We start from the raw sequence: 15,788 nt of genomic DNA, 5'->3' as shown, positions 1-15,788 counted from the left end.
TCAGAGGCTTGCGTCGACCATACCGTGGCGTACGGCCAGTAACGTCAATTCGACATCGCTGGTGACCGAAAGTTTTTCGAAGATTCGATAGCGGTAAGTATTGACGGTCTTGGGGGACAGACACAACTTATCGGAGATGATCTGCACTTTCTGGCAGCCGACGATCATCAAAGCGATCTGGATTTCTCGCTCGGACAGCGAGTCGAACGGCGAGCCCTGCGGCTGGAATGACTTCAGCGCCAGCTGCTGGGCGATCTGCGGGCTGATATAGCGCTGGCCGGCAAATGCCAGGCGAATGGCCTGGACCATTTCATCCAGCGCCGCGCCCTTGGTCAAATAGCCAGCGGCGCCGGCCTGCAGCAGACGCGTCGGGAACGGGTCTTCCTCACACACGGTGACCGCCACCACTTTGGTGTCCGGATGGCTACGCAGCAGCTTGCGGGTCGCCTCGAGGCCGCCGATGCCAGGCATCTTGACGTCCATGAGGACAACATCGGGTTTCAGCTCACGGGCCAGCTTGAGGGCTGTCTCACCGGAATCCGCCTCACCCACCACCTGCAAGCCGTCGATATCGGCAAGCATGCGGGTGATGCCGGTACGCACCAGATCGTGATCATCGACCACTAAGACCCTAATCAAGCAGACACCTCGTCAGTGGGGCGATTGGATCCCGCCACCATAACAAAAAATTACAAGGTCGACCTAGCCCTTCGCATCACGATTCCAGGCCTTTTGCTCGATCTGAACTGACTATCTGGTCAGGCTTTAGCTGGCGTCACCCAGCAAGCGCTCGGCGAGGTACCACAGCGCAGCCTGATCACTGGCGGACAGGCTGCGAAACGTACCCAGCAAGCGGGTCTCGTCTTCACTTAGATTGGTTATGGGCGGTGGCGTGCGGACACCACCGAGCACGTATCTGGCGTCAACGCCGCAAGCGACCACCGCGGCAAGGTAGTCAACACGCGGAGTGCGCTCGCCACTCTCGTATTTGCCCTGAGCATTGGGCTCGACGCCCCCGATCTCACCAAATCTGCGCTGGGTAAGTGCCAGACGTTCACGCTCTTCGCGCAGCCTAGGTCCGATTCCTTTCATGAGATGCCTCCTGTGCAGTAAAGGGCGATCGAGCACTTCCAGCACCCGAGGTGTAACCAAGCGCAACTATGCCTAGCACAGCCGCTCGACGCAAGTTGGCACCAGGCGCAGTCAGCAAGATGAAAATAATACATCAACGACAGTTTACCGACGCCATTTTGTTGCCAATCAAGCAGCATCGGTTTTTTGACGCCGAACTTACATCAAACTTTAAGTCGTTGTTTTAAAACGGTTTTTAAACTTTAACAAGCGACGATTAAAGTATTTTCACAAAGCCGCAGATCAACGCTTGCGGTTCTAACAGCAACCCCTTTAGGATGAAAAAAGACCAAAAAAAACAGCCTGTATTGCCACTTCCTCGCGGCTTGTTTCTGCGCGTCTGCCTAATTGAAAACTTCTTGAACTGAGCATCTCGGCCGGCCTTGCCGTGTCCTGGGAGAGGGATCTATGAACATCAGCATCTTTGGCCTTGGCTATGTGGGCGCAGTGTGCGCGGGCTGCTTGTCGGCGCGCGGTCATCATGTGTTGGGAGTGGACGTCTCCCAGGCGAAAATCGATCTGATCAACCAGGGCAAGTCGCCAATCGTTGAGCCAGGCCTCGAGCAACTGCTGCAAGACGGCGTCAACCAGGGCCGCCTGCGCGGTACTACCGACGTGCAGGCCGCGGTACTCGCCACCGACCTGTCGCTTCTGTGCGTCGGTACGCCGAGCAAGAAGAACGGCGACCTCGACCTGGTCTATATGGAAGCCGTGTGCCGTGAAATCGGCACGGTCCTGCGCGACAAGCAAAGCCGCCACACAGTCGTGGTGCGCAGCACCGTGCTGCCGGGCACCGTCAAGAATGTGGTCATTCCGATCCTTGAGCAGTACTCGGGCAAGAAGGCCGGCACCGATTTCGGCGTTGCCGTCAACCCTGAGTTCCTGCGCGAAAGTACCGCGATCAAGGACTACGACTTCCCGGCCATGACCGTGATCGGCGAGCTCGACACCCAGTCGGGCGACTTGCTGGCTTCGTTGTACCAGGGCCTGGATGCGCCGGTGATCCGCAAGTCGGTGGAAGTCGCCGAGCTGATCAAGTACACCTGCAACGTCTGGCACGCGACCAAGGTCAGCTTCGCCAACGAAATCGGCAACATCGCCAAAGCCTCCGGCGTCGATGGCCGCGAAGTGATGGACGTGGTCTGCCAGGACTACAAGCTCAACCTGTCGCGCTATTACCTGCGCCCAGGCTTTGCGTTCGGCGGCTCGTGCCTGCCCAAGGACGTGCGCGCCCTCACCTACCGCGCCGGCCAGCTGGATGTCGAGCACCCCCTGCTCGCCTCGCTGATGGCCAGCAACCGCAATCAGGTCGATATCGCCTTTGACCTGGTCGAGCGCACCGGCAAACGCAAAGTCGCCCTGCTCGGCCTGGCGTTCAAGGCCGGCAGCGATGACCTGCGCGAAAGCCCGCTGGTAACCCTGGCCGAGAAATTGATCGGCAAGGGCTACGACCTGCGCATCTTCGACGCCAACGTCGAGTACGCACGGGTGTTCGGTGCCAACCGCGACTACATCGAGTCGGTCATCCCGCATGTGTCTTCGTTGCTGCAGAACGACCTTGAGCAAGTGATCGGCGAAGCCGATGTGATCGTCCTGGGCAACAACGACGAGCGCTTTGCCAGTGCCCTGGAGAACAACGAGGGCAAACAGGTCATCGACCTGGTCGGGTTCATGGATGGCGTCAGCGACGAGCAACGCCAAGGCATCTGCTGGTAATCGATGCAGGTCGCACCCCCGGCAGTTCGCCGTGGGTGCGGCCGCAGACAGGAGCACACGCTACATGGAACGAACGCAACAGCGACCTTTCGAGGCCCCAGGTTACCTGCGCGCGGCCGCCAGCTTCTGCGCCTGGGCGTGCCTGGCCGGGCTGATCGCGCTGGCGTCGGAGATGATCGCCCCGGCTTATCTGGACCCGAGCCATCATCTGTTCATCTTTGTTATCGGCACGCTCGGGATGTGGCGCTATGGCAATGCCATCGTGCACTACCTGCGCGGCATGTATTTTCTGCATTGGCGGTTCCCACGCATGCGCCGCGAAGTCGAGCGCCTGGGTGATGCGGCACTGCCTTCGCACATGTTCATGGTGGTGACCAGCTTCCGTATCCCGACCTCGACCACCTTCAAGGTCTACCAGTCGGTGTTTCAGGAAGTGCAGCGGCTGAATGTGCCGTGCACGGTGATTGCTTCGATCGTGGAAAAGGGCGACGAGAATTTCATCAAGGACATCATGCGCAATGAAGTGCGCGACCGCGACGACATCAAGCTGGTGATCGTCCGCGCCCGCGGCACCGGCAAACGTGATGGCCTGGCCCACGCCTTCCGCGCACTGTCGCGGCAGATGCCGATGGAAGATGCGGTGGTCGGCGTGGTCGATGGCGACACCATGATGCTGCCCGGCTGTGTCGAGCGCGCCGTGAAGATGTTTGCCGTGCTGCCCGACGTCGGCGGCCTGACTACCAACGAGTTCTGCGAAGTCGAGGGTAGCCGCCTGATGCGCCAGTGGCACTCGATGCGCTTTGTCCAGCGGCACATCAACATGTGCTCGATGGCCCTGTCGCACCGGGTACTGACCCTGACCGGGCGGCTGTCGTTCTTCCGCGCCAGCGTGATGATCGACCCGGAGTTCATTCGCGACGTCGAAGCAGACTTTCTTCAGCACTGGCGCCTGGGCCGTTTCCAGTTCCTGACCGGCGACGACAAGTCCAGCTGGCTGAGCCTGATGCGCGCCGGCTGGGACACCTTCTATGTACCCGACAGCCACACCCTGACCGTCGAGCACCCGCCCAGCGACAGCTTCTGGATCGCCACCCGGCAATTGATGTTCCGCTGGTACGGCAACTCGCTGCGGCAGAACTTCCGCGCCACCGCCCTGCTCGGCCGCGCGCGTCTGGGGTTGTTCACCCTGTACGTGCTGTGGGACCAACGGGTGTCGATGTGGACCTGCCTGATGGGCCTGACCGCCTCGGTGGTGGCTGGCCTGGTGTTCGGCATCCAGTACCTGCTGGTGTACCTGTTCTGGGTATTGATCTCACGCACTCTGGTGACCGTGCTGTTCGTGTTCGCCAAGCACCCGGTCAGCCCGATGTATCCGTTTGTCCTTTATTACAACCAGATCGTTGGCTCGGTAATGAAGGTCTACGCGATGTTCCATATGGACCAGCAAAGCTGGACCCGGCAGAAAACCACCCTGGCTACCGGCAGTGTCGATTTTGACACCTCGCTAAACCGCTGGTCCTCGAAGGCGATGTTGTTCTCCTCCATCGCCATCTTCTTCGGGGTCATCACCGTACTTCTTGAACTCACGCAACGTTAAAGGAAAGGCGCCTGCACATGAGCATGACCAACAGTCCCGCGGCCCCGGGCAAGACATCGGCCAACATCGTTCATGAAGCGGTTGACGAGCGCCAGTACGTACGCACCCGCATCAACGCCCGCGTGCGCCTTGCCAGCGGTGGTCAGACCGTCATCGAAACCACCCTGCAGGACATCTCGCTGGGCGGTATCGGCCTGCTGCATGAAGGCCCGCTGACCATCGGCGCGCTGTATGACGCATCGATCCAGCTGCGCCTGAATCAGGTCGACCTGTCGATCGATGGCAAGGTCAAGATCGTCTCCCAGCGTGGCAACGAAGTCGGCGCGCAGTTCGTCGACCTCGACGCGCAGAAGCGCGACATCCTGCGCTACATCATCACCGCCTACATGTCCGGCGAGATCGCCGACATCAATGGCCTGTTCAACGTGATGCAGCGGGAAAACTACATCAAGGAACGCAAACACAAGTACGCTTCGCCGCGTTCTGCCGGTGCTCGCCTCAAGGCCATGACCGGCACCTTGCTGTACAGCGCTGCTGGCCTGGCTGCCCTGGCATTCGTTGGCTACAAGGGCTACATGCTGTTCTTCCGCATCCCGGCCCTGCAGGCCCAGGTTGCTACCAACGCGCAGATCATCAGCATGCCCGACAACGGCTATGTGAAGTTCCTGCTGCCGGCCGGCACCACCGAAGTCAAAGCGGGTCAGCCACTGGCCAGCATCTCTACTCAGTTGGCCACCAGCTTCACCAGCCCGGCTGACATGAAGGCGGTTGCCGACCTCTCGCCAGGCGACCTGCAAACCCTGCTCGGCCGCGCCACCATCGAGACCGTGATCAACAGCCCATGCGACTGCCAGGTGTACTTCCCAAGCCAGCCACTGGATGGCTATGGCTATAAAGAAGCACCGCTGATGCATCTGCTGCCGAAAGACCAAGGCCTGTTCGTACGCGCCAACGTGCCGTTCGACAAGCTGGCCGACGTCAGCCGCATTCGCTCGGTGGACATGCAGGTGTTTGGCCTGGATGAACACTTCAGCGGCAAGGTGGTCGATGCACGGGTTGACGAGGTTAACCGCAACCTGTCCCTGACCATTGCCCCAGACAGCCCGTTGCCGGCCACGGCCTACCAGAAGGCAGTGTCGGTAGACCTGTTCCTGGGCCTGCCATTTACCGGCCAGAACTGAGTTCATCGAGAGAGCTGACGTCATGACCCTGAAGACGCCTTCGCGCCTGCTGCTGGCCAGCATCGCCCTCGCCTGTGCCAGCGCCGCCAGCGCTGGACAGAGCCTGGAGCAGATCCGCTACGCCTTGTACAAGGACCCGAGCGCCGACGTCACTGCCGACCTGCGCGAGCTGGCCGGCCGCGGTGACCTGGCCAGTGCCCTGCTGCTGGGCGACGTACTGGCCGGGCGGCCGGATGGCAAACCGCAAGAATCGGTGGCGCTGTATCACCAGGCCTTTGCCGATGGCCGCGGGTTGATCCCGGCGCTGGCTTCGCTGGCACGCTTGATCGAGCGCCAGCCAAGCCTGCGCCAGCCCCAACAGCCGTGGATGAAACAGGCACTGGAGCGCTACCCGAGCCGGCTCGACCCGCGCAACGCCAGCACTACGCTTGAGGTGTTCCTGGTCTACCCGGAGCTGGTCGACGTGCCGCAGGCCACCGAGCTGCTCGGCCTGTACGAACAGTCGTGCCTGCTCAACTGCCGGCCGCAGCTGTACAAGGCGGTGCTGGCTGAACGCAAGGGCGATCGCGCCGGCGCCGAGCGCTGGTACCGCGAGGCTGCGCGTTTCGATGTGCGTGCGGTCAACCGTTACTACGCGTTTCTCGGCGAACAACAGGATCCGGCCTTCCGCGCCTTCGCCACCGAGCTTGAGCCGCAGCGCAGCCAGCTGCCGGTAGAAGTCGTGCACGCGATTGCCTCGCTGCTGGACAACATCACCAGCGTGCAACGCGCCGAGCAGGACGCCGACCGCTACGAGCGCGAAGAAGCCAACCCGGCCGCTGCCAAGCTACCGCCAACGCCTGAGCAACTGGCCCACGACAAGGCTCAGGCCGAGGCGCTGGCGGCGTCGATTGCGCAGGTTCAGCGCTGGCGCGATGACGCCGTCGAGCGCGGGTTTGTGCCGGCGATGGTGTCCAAGGCCAACTACATGATCTCTAACCCGACCGAGCACAACGCCGATGAAACCCAGGCGATGATCGATCTGGTGCAAAAGCGCGACCCGGTCCGCGGCAAAGCCCTGCAGGCGTCGTTCTATATGGTCAACAACTGGCTGACGCTGGACCCGGACAAGGCCCTGGCCCTGATCGAAGAGCTGCGCGCCAGCGGTTACCCAAGCGCCGGCCTGTTGCTGGCCGAGTACTACAGCAAGGGCGTGGCTGATCAGCCCGATCAGGAAAAGGCCATGGCGTTGTTCCAGGCCGAGGCCAACAAGGGTTCATCGGCTGCCTGGTACCGCATGGCCAGCCTGCACACCTTTGGCCGTGCCCTGTGCCATGACCGGGTCAAGGCCTACACCTACGCGCGGATTGCCCTGGACATGGGTGAGCGCAGCGCGCGCAGCCTGGTCCGACGTCTGGAAAGAACCTTGCCCAAGGATGATATCGAGCGTGCCCTGGCCGCACGCAACGACCTGTTGAAGGAGGCCACCCTGTGAAAGCGCATTCCCCCCTGTTCGGCGCCCTGCTTGCCCTGGCCCCAATGTCGGCAGCGTTCGCTGCTGAAGAAGTCACCGGCCCCGAGGCTGACAGCAACGAACCCGTGCGGGTTGCCGCTGCTGATGGCAGCGAGCCGGTGATCACGTCTGAAGTCTTCAACAAGGTGACCGTACAAACTGGCTACGGCCCTGAAGACTCGCAGGTCGACCGTGACCGCGAGATGTTCTACAGCTTGCGCTATGAGCCGTCGTTTGCCTGGTACTCACCTGAGAAACGCTGGGCGAAGTGGATGGTGTACGGTCGCCTGTGGGTCAACTATGACTCGAGCCAGTCGAGCAACCTGACCAACGAATCGACCACTGCCAACGCGCGCGAACAGCCAGAAGGCTGGTACGCCGAAATGCGTGAGCTGTACGTCAAACGCAACCTGATCGGCGATGACCCGCGTTTCTCGGCATCGTTGGGTCGCCAGCGGTTCTCTGACGATTACGGCATCTGGTGGGATGACAGCCTGGAGTCGCTGCGCTTCAACTACAAGGACACGTTCTCTGAAGCGTTCGTTGCGGTTGGGCAGAAGTTCAACAACTACAACACCGACGTCAACTCGCTCGCTGACAGCGAAACGCGCACGACCTATGTCATGGGTGAGTACGCTTACCGCTTGAGCCAGAACAATCAGGTCGGTGTGCGCTTGATGCATGAGAATGACCGCAGCGATCGCGACATCGACGATCGATTCGACTTCAAAGGCATGCGTTATGGGTTGTTCTTCAAGGGCGACAACCTCGTCAACCCGGTGATCAGTGACTATCATCTGGAGCTGGCTGCGCTTGATGGCGAGATGGTTGAGACACGGCAGGCGGGAACGACCAAGCGCAACGACAGCAGAGGTTGGGCCGCGCTAGGTGAAATCGGCCGTCGTTTCGATTTGTTGCCCTGGACTCCTCGCGTAGCGTTGCGCGCCGGTTTGACAGATAAACCGAGTGATGAAAAGGATGGCTTCCGCCTGAACGCCATTCAGTCTGATCGGATCACTCGCCAGGGTTCCTACAGCACGCGGCTGACCAGCTCGTTCGTCGCCCTCGACCTGCAGAACCTGAGCTACTACGGCTTCGCTTTGGAAACCAACCCAACGCCCCGTAGCTCACTGGACCTGCGGGTCACTCAGTTGAATCTGCGTGATGAAGACGGCGTCATGCCAATCCGCGTGGCCAGCGATGCAAGATCGCAACGAAACAACAAAATCGACAATCGCACCAACGGCAGTGGCCGTAACGTCGGGCAAATGCTCGACGTCAACTACTACTGGAAGATGTTCCCGGTCGCCCTCGATGGCAAGCACCTCGATATCAACGCCCTGGTCAGCGCCAGCTACCTCAATGCCGGTAGCGCGCTGGAAACCGGCGATGACTATCAGCTCAGCCTCGGCGTAGTTGTCAGCTACTAAGGACGGACCTTGCCATGATCTTCGCCTCCAATGTGTTCCTGTTCCTGTATCTGCCGCTGTTCCTGGCCGTGTACTTCCTGGCCAGGCCGCAGTGGCGCTCGACCGTGATCGTTGCCGCCAGCTACATCTTCTATGCCTGGTGGCGGCCGGACTTCCTGCTGCTGTTCGTCGCGATCACCTACTGGAACTACTGGTTCGGCCTGCGCATCAAGGATCGCCTGGATGCCGGCGACAAACGCTGGGCGCTGCGCCTGCTGTGGATCGGCGTGATCGGCAACCTGTCGACCCTGGGTTACTTCAAATATGCCAACTTCGGCGCTGAAGTGCTGGCGGTGCTGCTGGCGCCACTGGGTATCAACACCTGGACGCTGGAGAACATCTTCCTGCCGCTGGGCATCTCGTTCTATGTGTTCCACGCACTGAGCTACATCGTCGACATCTACCGCAAGGACGCCACGCCAACCAACCGCTTCATCGACTTTGCCGCCTTTGTGGCGCTGTTCCCGCACCTGGTGGCCGGGCCGATCCTGCGTTACAGCCAATTGGCGCCGCAGTTGCGCGAGCGTACCCACTCTTGGGAACTGTTCTCGCTCGGTGTATGTCGGTTCATGCTCGGCTTCATCATGAAAGTGTTGATTGCCGACCGCCTTGCGCCGATCAACATGCTCTTCGTCGGTGAAGGCACGCTGCAGTTCAGCGATGCCTGGTTTGGCTTGGTGGTGTCGACACTGCAGCTGTACTTCGACTTCGCCGGTTACAGCCACATGGCGCTGGGCCTGGCGTTGATGATGGGCTTCCGCTTCCCGGAGAACTTCAACCAGCCGTATGTAGCGCAGAGCGTGACCGAGTTCTGGGCGCGCTGGCACATGACCCTGGCGCATTTTTTGCGCGACTACGTGTACATGCCTTTGGTGCGCAAGCGCGTCACCGGCGCCCTGCCCGCGTTGGTCTGGACCATGCTGCTGTCGGGCCTGTGGCACGGCGCGAGTTTCGCCTTCATCTTCTGGGGGCTGTTCTTCGGCTTCGCCATGGTCATCGAGCGCAAGTTCCACCTGGCGACCAAGATCAACACGCCGTACAAGCTCGGCCGCAACCTGCGCACCGCGCTGCTGATCGTGCTGAGCATGCCGCTGTTCTTCACCATGGACCTGCGCCACAGCCTGGACATCTACCAGGCGCTGTTTGGTTTCAACGGCTTCGGCTCGCTGGAGCTGTACGTGCTGGGTGCCTCGAAGATGGCCATGGCGTTTGTCTTGGTGGCGGTGGTGTGGCTGCTGCTGGCAGGGATCAACAACGTGCGTTTCTACGCCGGCAACAAGGACGGCTACTTCATGCGCCACGTCGGCGCGCTGCACAGCGTGCTGCTGTGGGGCGGCTTCGTGCTGGCACTGAGCAGCCTGGCGGCGAATTCGTTCTCGCCTTTCCTGTATTTCCAGTTCTAGGAGACTGCCATGTACCCCGTGATGAATTCGGCCAGCAAGGCCAATGGCATTCTCTTCGTGCTGGTGCTGGCGGCGATGTTCGTCTATTCGCTGCCGCCGGTGTTCAGCTTTGCCCGCACCCAGACCGACACCTGGAACCTGTTTGTCGATGGCAAGCTGCTGCGCAAGTTCGAGCAGGTCTACGACAAGCGCTTCTTCCTGCGTGAGCCTTCGGTGGAGCTGTGGGCCGATGCCCAGTTCAAGCTGTTTGGTGAAGGCACCAAAGGCGTGGTCCTGGGCAAGCAGGGCTGGCTCTACACCAACCAGGAATACCGCGTCCCGAACGACCTGCAGGCCAACCTCAACACCCAGCTGGAGCAGATCGCCAAGATCAAGACGCAGCTGGCCGAGCACGGCAAGCAGCTGGTGATCCTGCCGCTGCCGATGAAGCTGGATGTGTATGCCGAGCATGCACAGCACCGCTTCGATCCACGCGTAGTCAGCCTGTACGACGATTTTGTCGGCGAACTGCAAGCGCGTCAGCTCGACGTGGTGCCTCTGCGCGGGGCGTTCCTCAGCAAACTGAACGGCCCGGAGTTGTTCCTCAAGTCCGATACCCACTGGAGCCCGGACGGTGCCCGCCTGGCCGCCTTCGAGCTGGCCCGGCAACGCCCGCAACTGATCGGCGATCAGGCTTACGTGTCGCACAAGGCCGGCGAGAAAAGCGTCAAGGGCGACCTGATGAACTACATCCAGTTCGACCACAACCGCCTCGCGCCGCAGTTCGGCCCGAACCAGATCGACCTGTACGAGACGCTCAAGGCCGAGCAGAGCAGCGACGATTTGTTTGCCGAGCAGGAGCAGAGCCTGCTGCTGGTTGGCACCAGCTACAGCAAGATCGATGACTGGAACTTTGTCGGCTTCCTCAAGGAAGCGCTCAACCGTGACCTGATCTCGATTGCCGTCGAGGCACGTGGTCCGTTCGAGTCGATGAGCCAGTTTCTCGCCAGCGATCAGTTGAGCAACCCACAGATCGACACCGTGGTCTGGGAATTCCCCCTGCGCACTTTGCTGGCACATCGCCCGGGCTCGCTCAGCCGTAGCGCCCAGCCGCAGCATTTTTGAAGAATCAAAGGAGTAACTGATGAAACTCACCCACCTGTTTACCGCAATCGCCCTCGCCTTCGGCAGCCACCTGGCGGTCGCCGCCGAAGGCAACGCCGACCTGTACGATGCCGTCGCCCCGGCCGATTCGGCGTTTGTCCGCGTGCTCAACCTGTCGCAGAGCAACATCGACGTCAGCCTCAGCGGCAAGGTCAATCCGCAGAAAGTCGCCGCCGGCCAGCTCAGCGGGTACCGCTTCATCCCCGCCGGCACGCACAAGATCGCCGTCGGCGGCAAGGCCATCGAACCCCAGCTCAAGGCCAATGCCGCCAGCACCGTGGTCTACGACGGCAAGCAGCTCAAGTTGATCGCTGACAAATACGTCAACGAGCCGAAAAAAGCCCAGATCGCCTTCTACAACCTCAGCGACAAGCAAGCTGCGCTGAAGACCGTCGACGGCAAGCACGTGATCGTCGACCCGCTGAGCAACGGCCAGACCGGCAGCCGCATGGTCAACGAAATCAAGATTGGTTTCGCCGCCTACGAGGCCGAGCAGAAGGTCGCCAGCTTCGATGAGCTGTTCCTGAAGAAGGGCCGCTCGTACAGCTACGTGCTGCTGCCCGACAATCGCAGCATGAGCATGGCCAACAGCATCGACCCGACCGAGTAATTTCGCTGCAAGGATGAAATGGCAATGAAGATCCTCAAACCCCTGGGCCTCGGCGCCGCCCTCGCCCTGCTCAGCCAGACCGGCCACGCCGCCACGCCTGCGCAAGGCGCCAAGCCCGGCTGCGAAAACCTGCAGTGCATGGTCTGCCCGGCCTTGAGCGATCCTCAGCAGTATGCCGAGGGGCGCATGAAGCTGATGCGCGAGATCGTCCCTGGTCAGGAGCGCTGGCTGTTCCGCTCGGCGGTCGATCTGACCAACGAGTTCGGCATTCCGGCGCCGATGCGCCCTGAATTTGCCCGCCTGATGAAAACCTTCAATCAGCAAGGCATTCAGGTCGCCATGGCGATCCAGCCGACCCGTGGCCTGATGCACCGCGACCGGTTGATTGGCGAGCATCCTTACGGCTTTGACTACGCCCGCGCCAGCGCCAACCTGGCGGCTTACCTTGGCCAGCTCAAGCAAGGTGGCGCGGTGGTCGCGCCGATGATGCAGCTGGTCCAGCAGCCGCCCAAGGGCGAGTACTTCTTCCGCCGCGACCACCACTGGACACCGGTCGGCGCCGAGGCGACCGCGCGCTTGATGGCAGACGAGATCCGCCGTCAGCCGTTCTACGCCGGCCTGACCAAGAAGCAGTACCGCACCGAGCCTGGCGTGATGGTGCCCAAAGACGGCACCCTCAACCTGGCCATGAGTGCGATCTGTGGCAACAACTACGGTTTCCAGTATGTACGCGGCTACCAGACCATCCCGGTCGAGGCCAGCGCCGAAGCGCTGTTCGACGAGGCGCCGGACCCGGAAGTGATTCTGGTCGGTGACAGTAACGCGGCAGCGCGGGAAGACGAGAGCAAGCAGTTCAACTTCGACGGCTACCTCAAGCAGTACCTCAGCGTCGACGTGCTCAACTACGCCCTGCCCGGCGTTGGCGAGGACGGCTCGCTGCTGGAGTACCTGCTCTCCGATGACTACAAGGCCGACGCGCCGCCGAAGCTGATCGTCTGGGAACTGCCGGCCAACTACCGGCTTGACTCGCCGTTGATGTATCGCCAGCTGATCCCGGCGGTCAAAGGCGGCTGCGAAGCGTCCCGCGAAGTGCTTGGCAACAAGCTGCAGCGCTCGCCGCTGAAGGTCGGCGAACGAATCGAGCTGTTGTCCAACGCCGGCAGTGACCGCCAGGCGCTGAGCGGGTCGAACGGCTTTCTGGATATCCGCCTGAGCGACAAGAACGTCAAGGACTTCTACGTCATCGTCTATTACGACAACGGTGCTCGCGACAAGGTCTGGTTCCGCCGTGAAGCTGCAGTCACCGGTGGCCAGTACTACCTTGAGCTGAGCAAAGATCCGGCCTACGCCGGCGCCAACCTGCTGTCGGTGTTCCTTGAGCCGACCAAGGCCAGCGCTGCGCCTACCGATGTGGAAACCCGTCTATGCCTGTAAACCCGCAACGCGCGACGGCCAGCACTGGCCGCGCGCACGCGCGTCAACTGAGCCTGCTGGCTCTGGCTCTGGCCCTGCTCGCGCCTCAGGTGCAGGCGGCTCAGTCGATCTGGCCTGCGCGCAATACTCCGCAGGCAGCGATGATCGCCGACTACCGTACCCTTGAGTGCAGCAAGGCGCCGCCGCCGCCCTACACCGGCAGCCTGCGCCTGCAAAGCAAATACGACCAGAGCGACGCGAGCAAGTCGACCTTGCGCAGCAGCCCGGATGCCGACAGCGAACGGATCGGCAAGCAGGTCAAGGAGTTCATCGGCGGCCTGATCTATGCCAGCAAGCGCTTTCAGCGGGCGAAAAAACCGCAGGAGGCCAACATGGCCCTGGCCTGCCAGGACCAGTGGCTGGAACAGTGGGCCAGCGCCGGCGCGCTGCTCACCGAGGACGCCAGCAGCACCGGCATGGCGGCACGCAAATGGGCGCTGGCATCGATGGCCGGCGCGGTATTGCTGACCCAGTCGGCCAGCGATGGCAAGTTGCAGCTGACGCCGGTGCAGAAAGACTGGTTCACTCGCCTGGGCGAGCGCGTCATCGCTGAGTACGACCCACGACGCAGCGCCCGCGGGGTGTACTTCAACAACCACGACTACTGGGCAGCCTGGGCAGTCGCGGCCACCGGCATGCTGATCGGTCGTGACGATTTCATCCAGTGGGCCGACGGCAACCTGCGCCGCGGACTGGCCCAGGCGGTACGCAACAGCGACGGTAGCTACGCCTATCTGCCGCTGGAAGTCGCACGGGCCAAATTGGCGGCCAGCTACAGCCAGTACGCGCTGGTGCCACTGGTGCTGCTGGCCGAATCGGCCCGCGTCAACGGCCTGCCGTGGACGGCCGAAGACCAGCATACGCTTGATCTGCTGGCCAACTTCGCCGCTCGCAGCGTGCTCGATCCGGACGACCTGCCAGAACTCAAGGGCAAGTCGCAGGCGGACGTAGCGCCGTACAAGCTGGCCTGGCTGATCCCGTACCTGCAACGCAACCCGGGCAATAGCCTGGCGCGCAAGCTGTACGACAGCGAAGACGGCGAGGTCGACAACTACAGTCAGCTCGGCGGCCCGATCCAGCCTGCCTATTCCCATTTGCGTTGAACAAGGACGTGCCCATGGCCCCCTTCGCCCGTTTTTCCCTGACCTGCCTCGCCGCCCTGCTGCTGGCCGGTACTGCCCAGGCTGGCACGCAGACCTTGCCCGTCAAGCAGACGGTCGACGTGCTGCCTGCCGAGCAATATCAGCAACATTTGCAGCAGCTGCGCCAGCAGGTCCGCCTGGCGGTAACCTTTGCCCAGGCCGAACGCGCACGCCCGGCGGGCCGCGCCAGTGTCAGCCTGCAACCGATGTTCTCGGCCCAGGCCGGCAGCTGGCCGTTCGAGCCGTTCGTCAATAATGGGCTGTTCCGTGCCATTGCTGGCTATCAGGCGCATCACCCGCAAGTGGTGACCCTGCGCGGCGGCAGCATCACCCTTGCTCAGTTGCACGATGCCTTGAACGACTCACGCATTCTCAAGCGCTACAAGGACGGTTACCTGCTCAGCTATCCGCTGATGATCGGCGCCGATGCCGGTCTGGTCCTCGAAGGCACCAGCCTGTATCTGTCGAGCTACTCCGGTACCGCGCTGATCAACCAGGGCTGGCTGGGGCTGAACAAGTCCAACCTGGAGAGCATGGCCGGTGACAAGGCGGGCAATACCGACCGCGCCTGGCGTCCGTTCGTGATCGCCTGGGCCGGCAGCCACACCCAGGTGGTTGGCTCGACCTTGAAGCGTCTGGGCTATAACGCCAACCTGTCGCGTGGCCTGACCACGGCGATCAGCACCCAGCAGCCGGCCAGCAGCCGCCCGGCGACGGTGGTGATCCGCGACAGCCAGTTCAGTGAGATGTCCAGTGCGGTCGAGCTGCAGCGCAGCCAGGCAACCATCGAGGGCAGCCGCTTCGAGCAGTCCCAGCAATATGCAATCGATGTCCGTGACAGCCAGGTCAGCGTGCGTGACAACCAGCTGCGCGGCATCGACAACAACAGCGGCGTACGTCTGCGTGGACAAACCCGCGCGCTGGTGCAAAACAACCTGATCCTCGGCGCGGGCAAGGCTGCCATCGAAGTCAGCGAGCAACAAGGCGCGGTGTTGCTGGCCGGCAACCGCATCGGCGACAGCCGTGGCAATGGCATCCAGCTGCGCAGCCTGGCGCCAACCCCGGCAGCGCCACTGGTGGTCGACAACAACTTGCTCGGCAGCAGTGTCGGCAGCGCCATCGACGCCAGCGAAGTCGGCGCACTGGCGCTGCTTGGCAACCACATCACCAATACCCCCGAGTACGCGGTGAGCCTGCGCAACGCCACGCCCATGGCCGGCCCGCTGCTGCTCAGCGGCAACCGTCTGGGCCAGGTCGGCAAGGCCATCCTGCGGGTAGAAGGCATGCGCCAGGTCGAGTTGGGTGGTAACAGCTTCGACGGTAAGCCACTGCTGCAGAACCTGTTGATCGGCGACCTGTTGCCGCTGCAGGGCACCCTGCTCGAGTCGACCGTGCGCCAGGGCAATACCGTGCGCGTCAGCCAGCGTTGAG

13 protein-coding genes are annotated in these 15,788 nt (G+C 62.0%); 11 read left to right on the top strand and 2 right to left on the bottom strand.

The window, feature by feature from the left end; all coding sequences use genetic code 11:
• Both uvrY and CXQ80_RS08600 read right to left on the bottom strand, forming a co-directional pair.
• Positions 1-639 carry a UvrY/SirA/GacA family response regulator transcription factor gene (gene uvrY, locus CXQ80_RS08605; protein ID WP_101318436.1) on the bottom strand — a complete coding sequence of 213 codons (639 nt, stop codon included), beginning with the start codon at positions 637-639 and terminating at the stop codon, positions 1-3.
• Positions 640-765: 126 nt separating this feature from the next.
• Complete coding sequence (locus tag CXQ80_RS08600) at positions 766-1,092, bottom strand: helix-turn-helix domain-containing protein (protein WP_101318434.1); 327 nt, start codon at positions 1,090-1,092, stop codon at positions 766-768.
• Positions 1,093-1,539: 447 nt separating this feature from the next.
• On the opposite strand from CXQ80_RS08600, the gene CXQ80_RS08595 reads away from it, so the two are divergent.
• From CXQ80_RS08595 to CXQ80_RS08545, 11 genes are all read left to right on the top strand, one after another.
• Positions 1,540-2,847: a nucleotide sugar dehydrogenase gene (locus CXQ80_RS08595; RefSeq protein ID WP_101318432.1), complete on the top strand. Its 1,308-nt coding sequence runs from the start codon at positions 1,540-1,542 to the stop codon at positions 2,845-2,847.
• Between the two features lie 64 nt (positions 2,848-2,911).
• Positions 2,912-4,444, top strand: coding sequence for a glycosyltransferase (locus tag CXQ80_RS08590; RefSeq protein ID WP_178080758.1), 1,533 nt, complete (start codon positions 2,912-2,914; stop codon positions 4,442-4,444).
• 17 nt (positions 4,445-4,461) lie between these two features.
• Positions 4,462-5,625: a PilZ domain-containing protein gene (locus tag CXQ80_RS08585; protein WP_101318430.1), complete on the top strand. Its 1,164-nt coding sequence runs from the start codon at positions 4,462-4,464 to the stop codon at positions 5,623-5,625.
• A 22-nt stretch (positions 5,626-5,647) separates the two neighbouring features.
• The gene (locus tag CXQ80_RS08580) at positions 5,648-7,099 is read left to right on the top strand and encodes a sel1 repeat family protein (RefSeq protein WP_101318428.1); all 1,452 of its coding nucleotides are present in this window, start codon (positions 5,648-5,650) and stop codon (positions 7,097-7,099) included.
• Positions 7,096-8,547 (top strand): alginate export family protein, encoded by a 1,452-nt coding sequence (locus CXQ80_RS08575; protein WP_101318425.1) that lies wholly within the window; start codon positions 7,096-7,098, stop codon positions 8,545-8,547. The genes CXQ80_RS08580 and CXQ80_RS08575 overlap by 4 nt, the downstream gene beginning before the upstream one ends.
• 14 nt (positions 8,548-8,561) lie before the next feature.
• Positions 8,562-9,989, top strand: a complete 1,428-nt coding sequence (locus CXQ80_RS08570) for an MBOAT family protein (RefSeq protein WP_101318422.1) — start codon at positions 8,562-8,564, stop codon at positions 9,987-9,989.
• 9 nt (positions 9,990-9,998) lie between these two features.
• A complete protein-coding gene (locus CXQ80_RS08565; RefSeq protein WP_101318420.1) occupies positions 9,999-11,093 on the top strand; it encodes an alginate O-acetyltransferase in 1,095 nt (364 codons plus the stop codon).
• 19 nt (positions 11,094-11,112) lie between these two features.
• Entirely contained in the window at positions 11,113-11,742 is a 630-nt protein-coding gene (locus CXQ80_RS08560; protein ID WP_101318418.1) for an alginate O-acetyltransferase AlgF, read from the top strand.
• 24 nt (positions 11,743-11,766) lie between these two features.
• Positions 11,767-13,176, top strand: coding sequence for an alginate biosynthesis protein AlgX (locus tag CXQ80_RS08555; RefSeq protein ID WP_101318416.1), 1,410 nt, complete (start codon positions 11,767-11,769; stop codon positions 13,174-13,176).
• Positions 13,167-14,318 (top strand): polysaccharide lyase, encoded by a 1,152-nt coding sequence (locus tag CXQ80_RS08550; RefSeq protein WP_101318414.1) that lies wholly within the window; start codon positions 13,167-13,169, stop codon positions 14,316-14,318. The genes CXQ80_RS08555 and CXQ80_RS08550 overlap by 10 nt, the downstream gene beginning before the upstream one ends.
• Before the next feature lie 14 nt (positions 14,319-14,332).
• Positions 14,333-15,787: a right-handed parallel beta-helix repeat-containing protein gene (locus tag CXQ80_RS08545; protein ID WP_101318412.1), complete on the top strand. Its 1,455-nt coding sequence runs from the start codon at positions 14,333-14,335 to the stop codon at positions 15,785-15,787.
• Position 15,788: the final 1 nt, after the last annotated feature.

This window comes from Pseudomonas sp. 02C 26 (assembly GCF_002843585.1).
In the GTDB taxonomy this organism is placed as follows: Bacteria; Pseudomonadota; Gammaproteobacteria; order Pseudomonadales; family Pseudomonadaceae; genus Aquipseudomonas; species Aquipseudomonas shirazensis.
Note: the sequence above shows the minus strand (reverse complement) of the source record. Positions and strands in the feature narration are given on the sequence as shown.

What these genes read in the sequence shown, in the direction of transcription:
- CXQ80_RS08600 (WP_101318434.1), bottom strand. Translation starts at nt 1,092, where the DNA reads ATGAAAGGAATCGGACCTAGGCTGCGCGAAGAGCGTGAACGTCTGGCA.
- CXQ80_RS08595 (WP_101318432.1), top strand. Translation starts at nt 1,540, where the DNA reads ATGAACATCAGCATCTTTGGCCTTGGCTATGTGGGCGCAGTGTGCGCG.
- CXQ80_RS08590 (WP_178080758.1), top strand. Translation starts at nt 2,912, where the DNA reads ATGGAACGAACGCAACAGCGACCTTTCGAGGCCCCAGGTTACCTGCGC.
- CXQ80_RS08585 (WP_101318430.1), top strand. Translation starts at nt 4,462, where the DNA reads ATGAGCATGACCAACAGTCCCGCGGCCCCGGGCAAGACATCGGCCAAC.
- CXQ80_RS08580 (WP_101318428.1), top strand. Translation starts at nt 5,648, where the DNA reads ATGACCCTGAAGACGCCTTCGCGCCTGCTGCTGGCCAGCATCGCCCTC.
- CXQ80_RS08570 (WP_101318422.1), top strand. Translation starts at nt 8,562, where the DNA reads ATGATCTTCGCCTCCAATGTGTTCCTGTTCCTGTATCTGCCGCTGTTC.
- CXQ80_RS08565 (WP_101318420.1), top strand. Translation starts at nt 9,999, where the DNA reads ATGTACCCCGTGATGAATTCGGCCAGCAAGGCCAATGGCATTCTCTTC.
- CXQ80_RS08560 (WP_101318418.1), top strand. Translation starts at nt 11,113, where the DNA reads ATGAAACTCACCCACCTGTTTACCGCAATCGCCCTCGCCTTCGGCAGC.
- CXQ80_RS08555 (WP_101318416.1), top strand. Translation starts at nt 11,767, where the DNA reads ATGAAGATCCTCAAACCCCTGGGCCTCGGCGCCGCCCTCGCCCTGCTC.
- CXQ80_RS08550 (WP_101318414.1), top strand. Translation starts at nt 13,167, where the DNA reads ATGCCTGTAAACCCGCAACGCGCGACGGCCAGCACTGGCCGCGCGCAC.
- CXQ80_RS08545 (WP_101318412.1), top strand. Translation starts at nt 14,333, where the DNA reads ATGGCCCCCTTCGCCCGTTTTTCCCTGACCTGCCTCGCCGCCCTGCTG.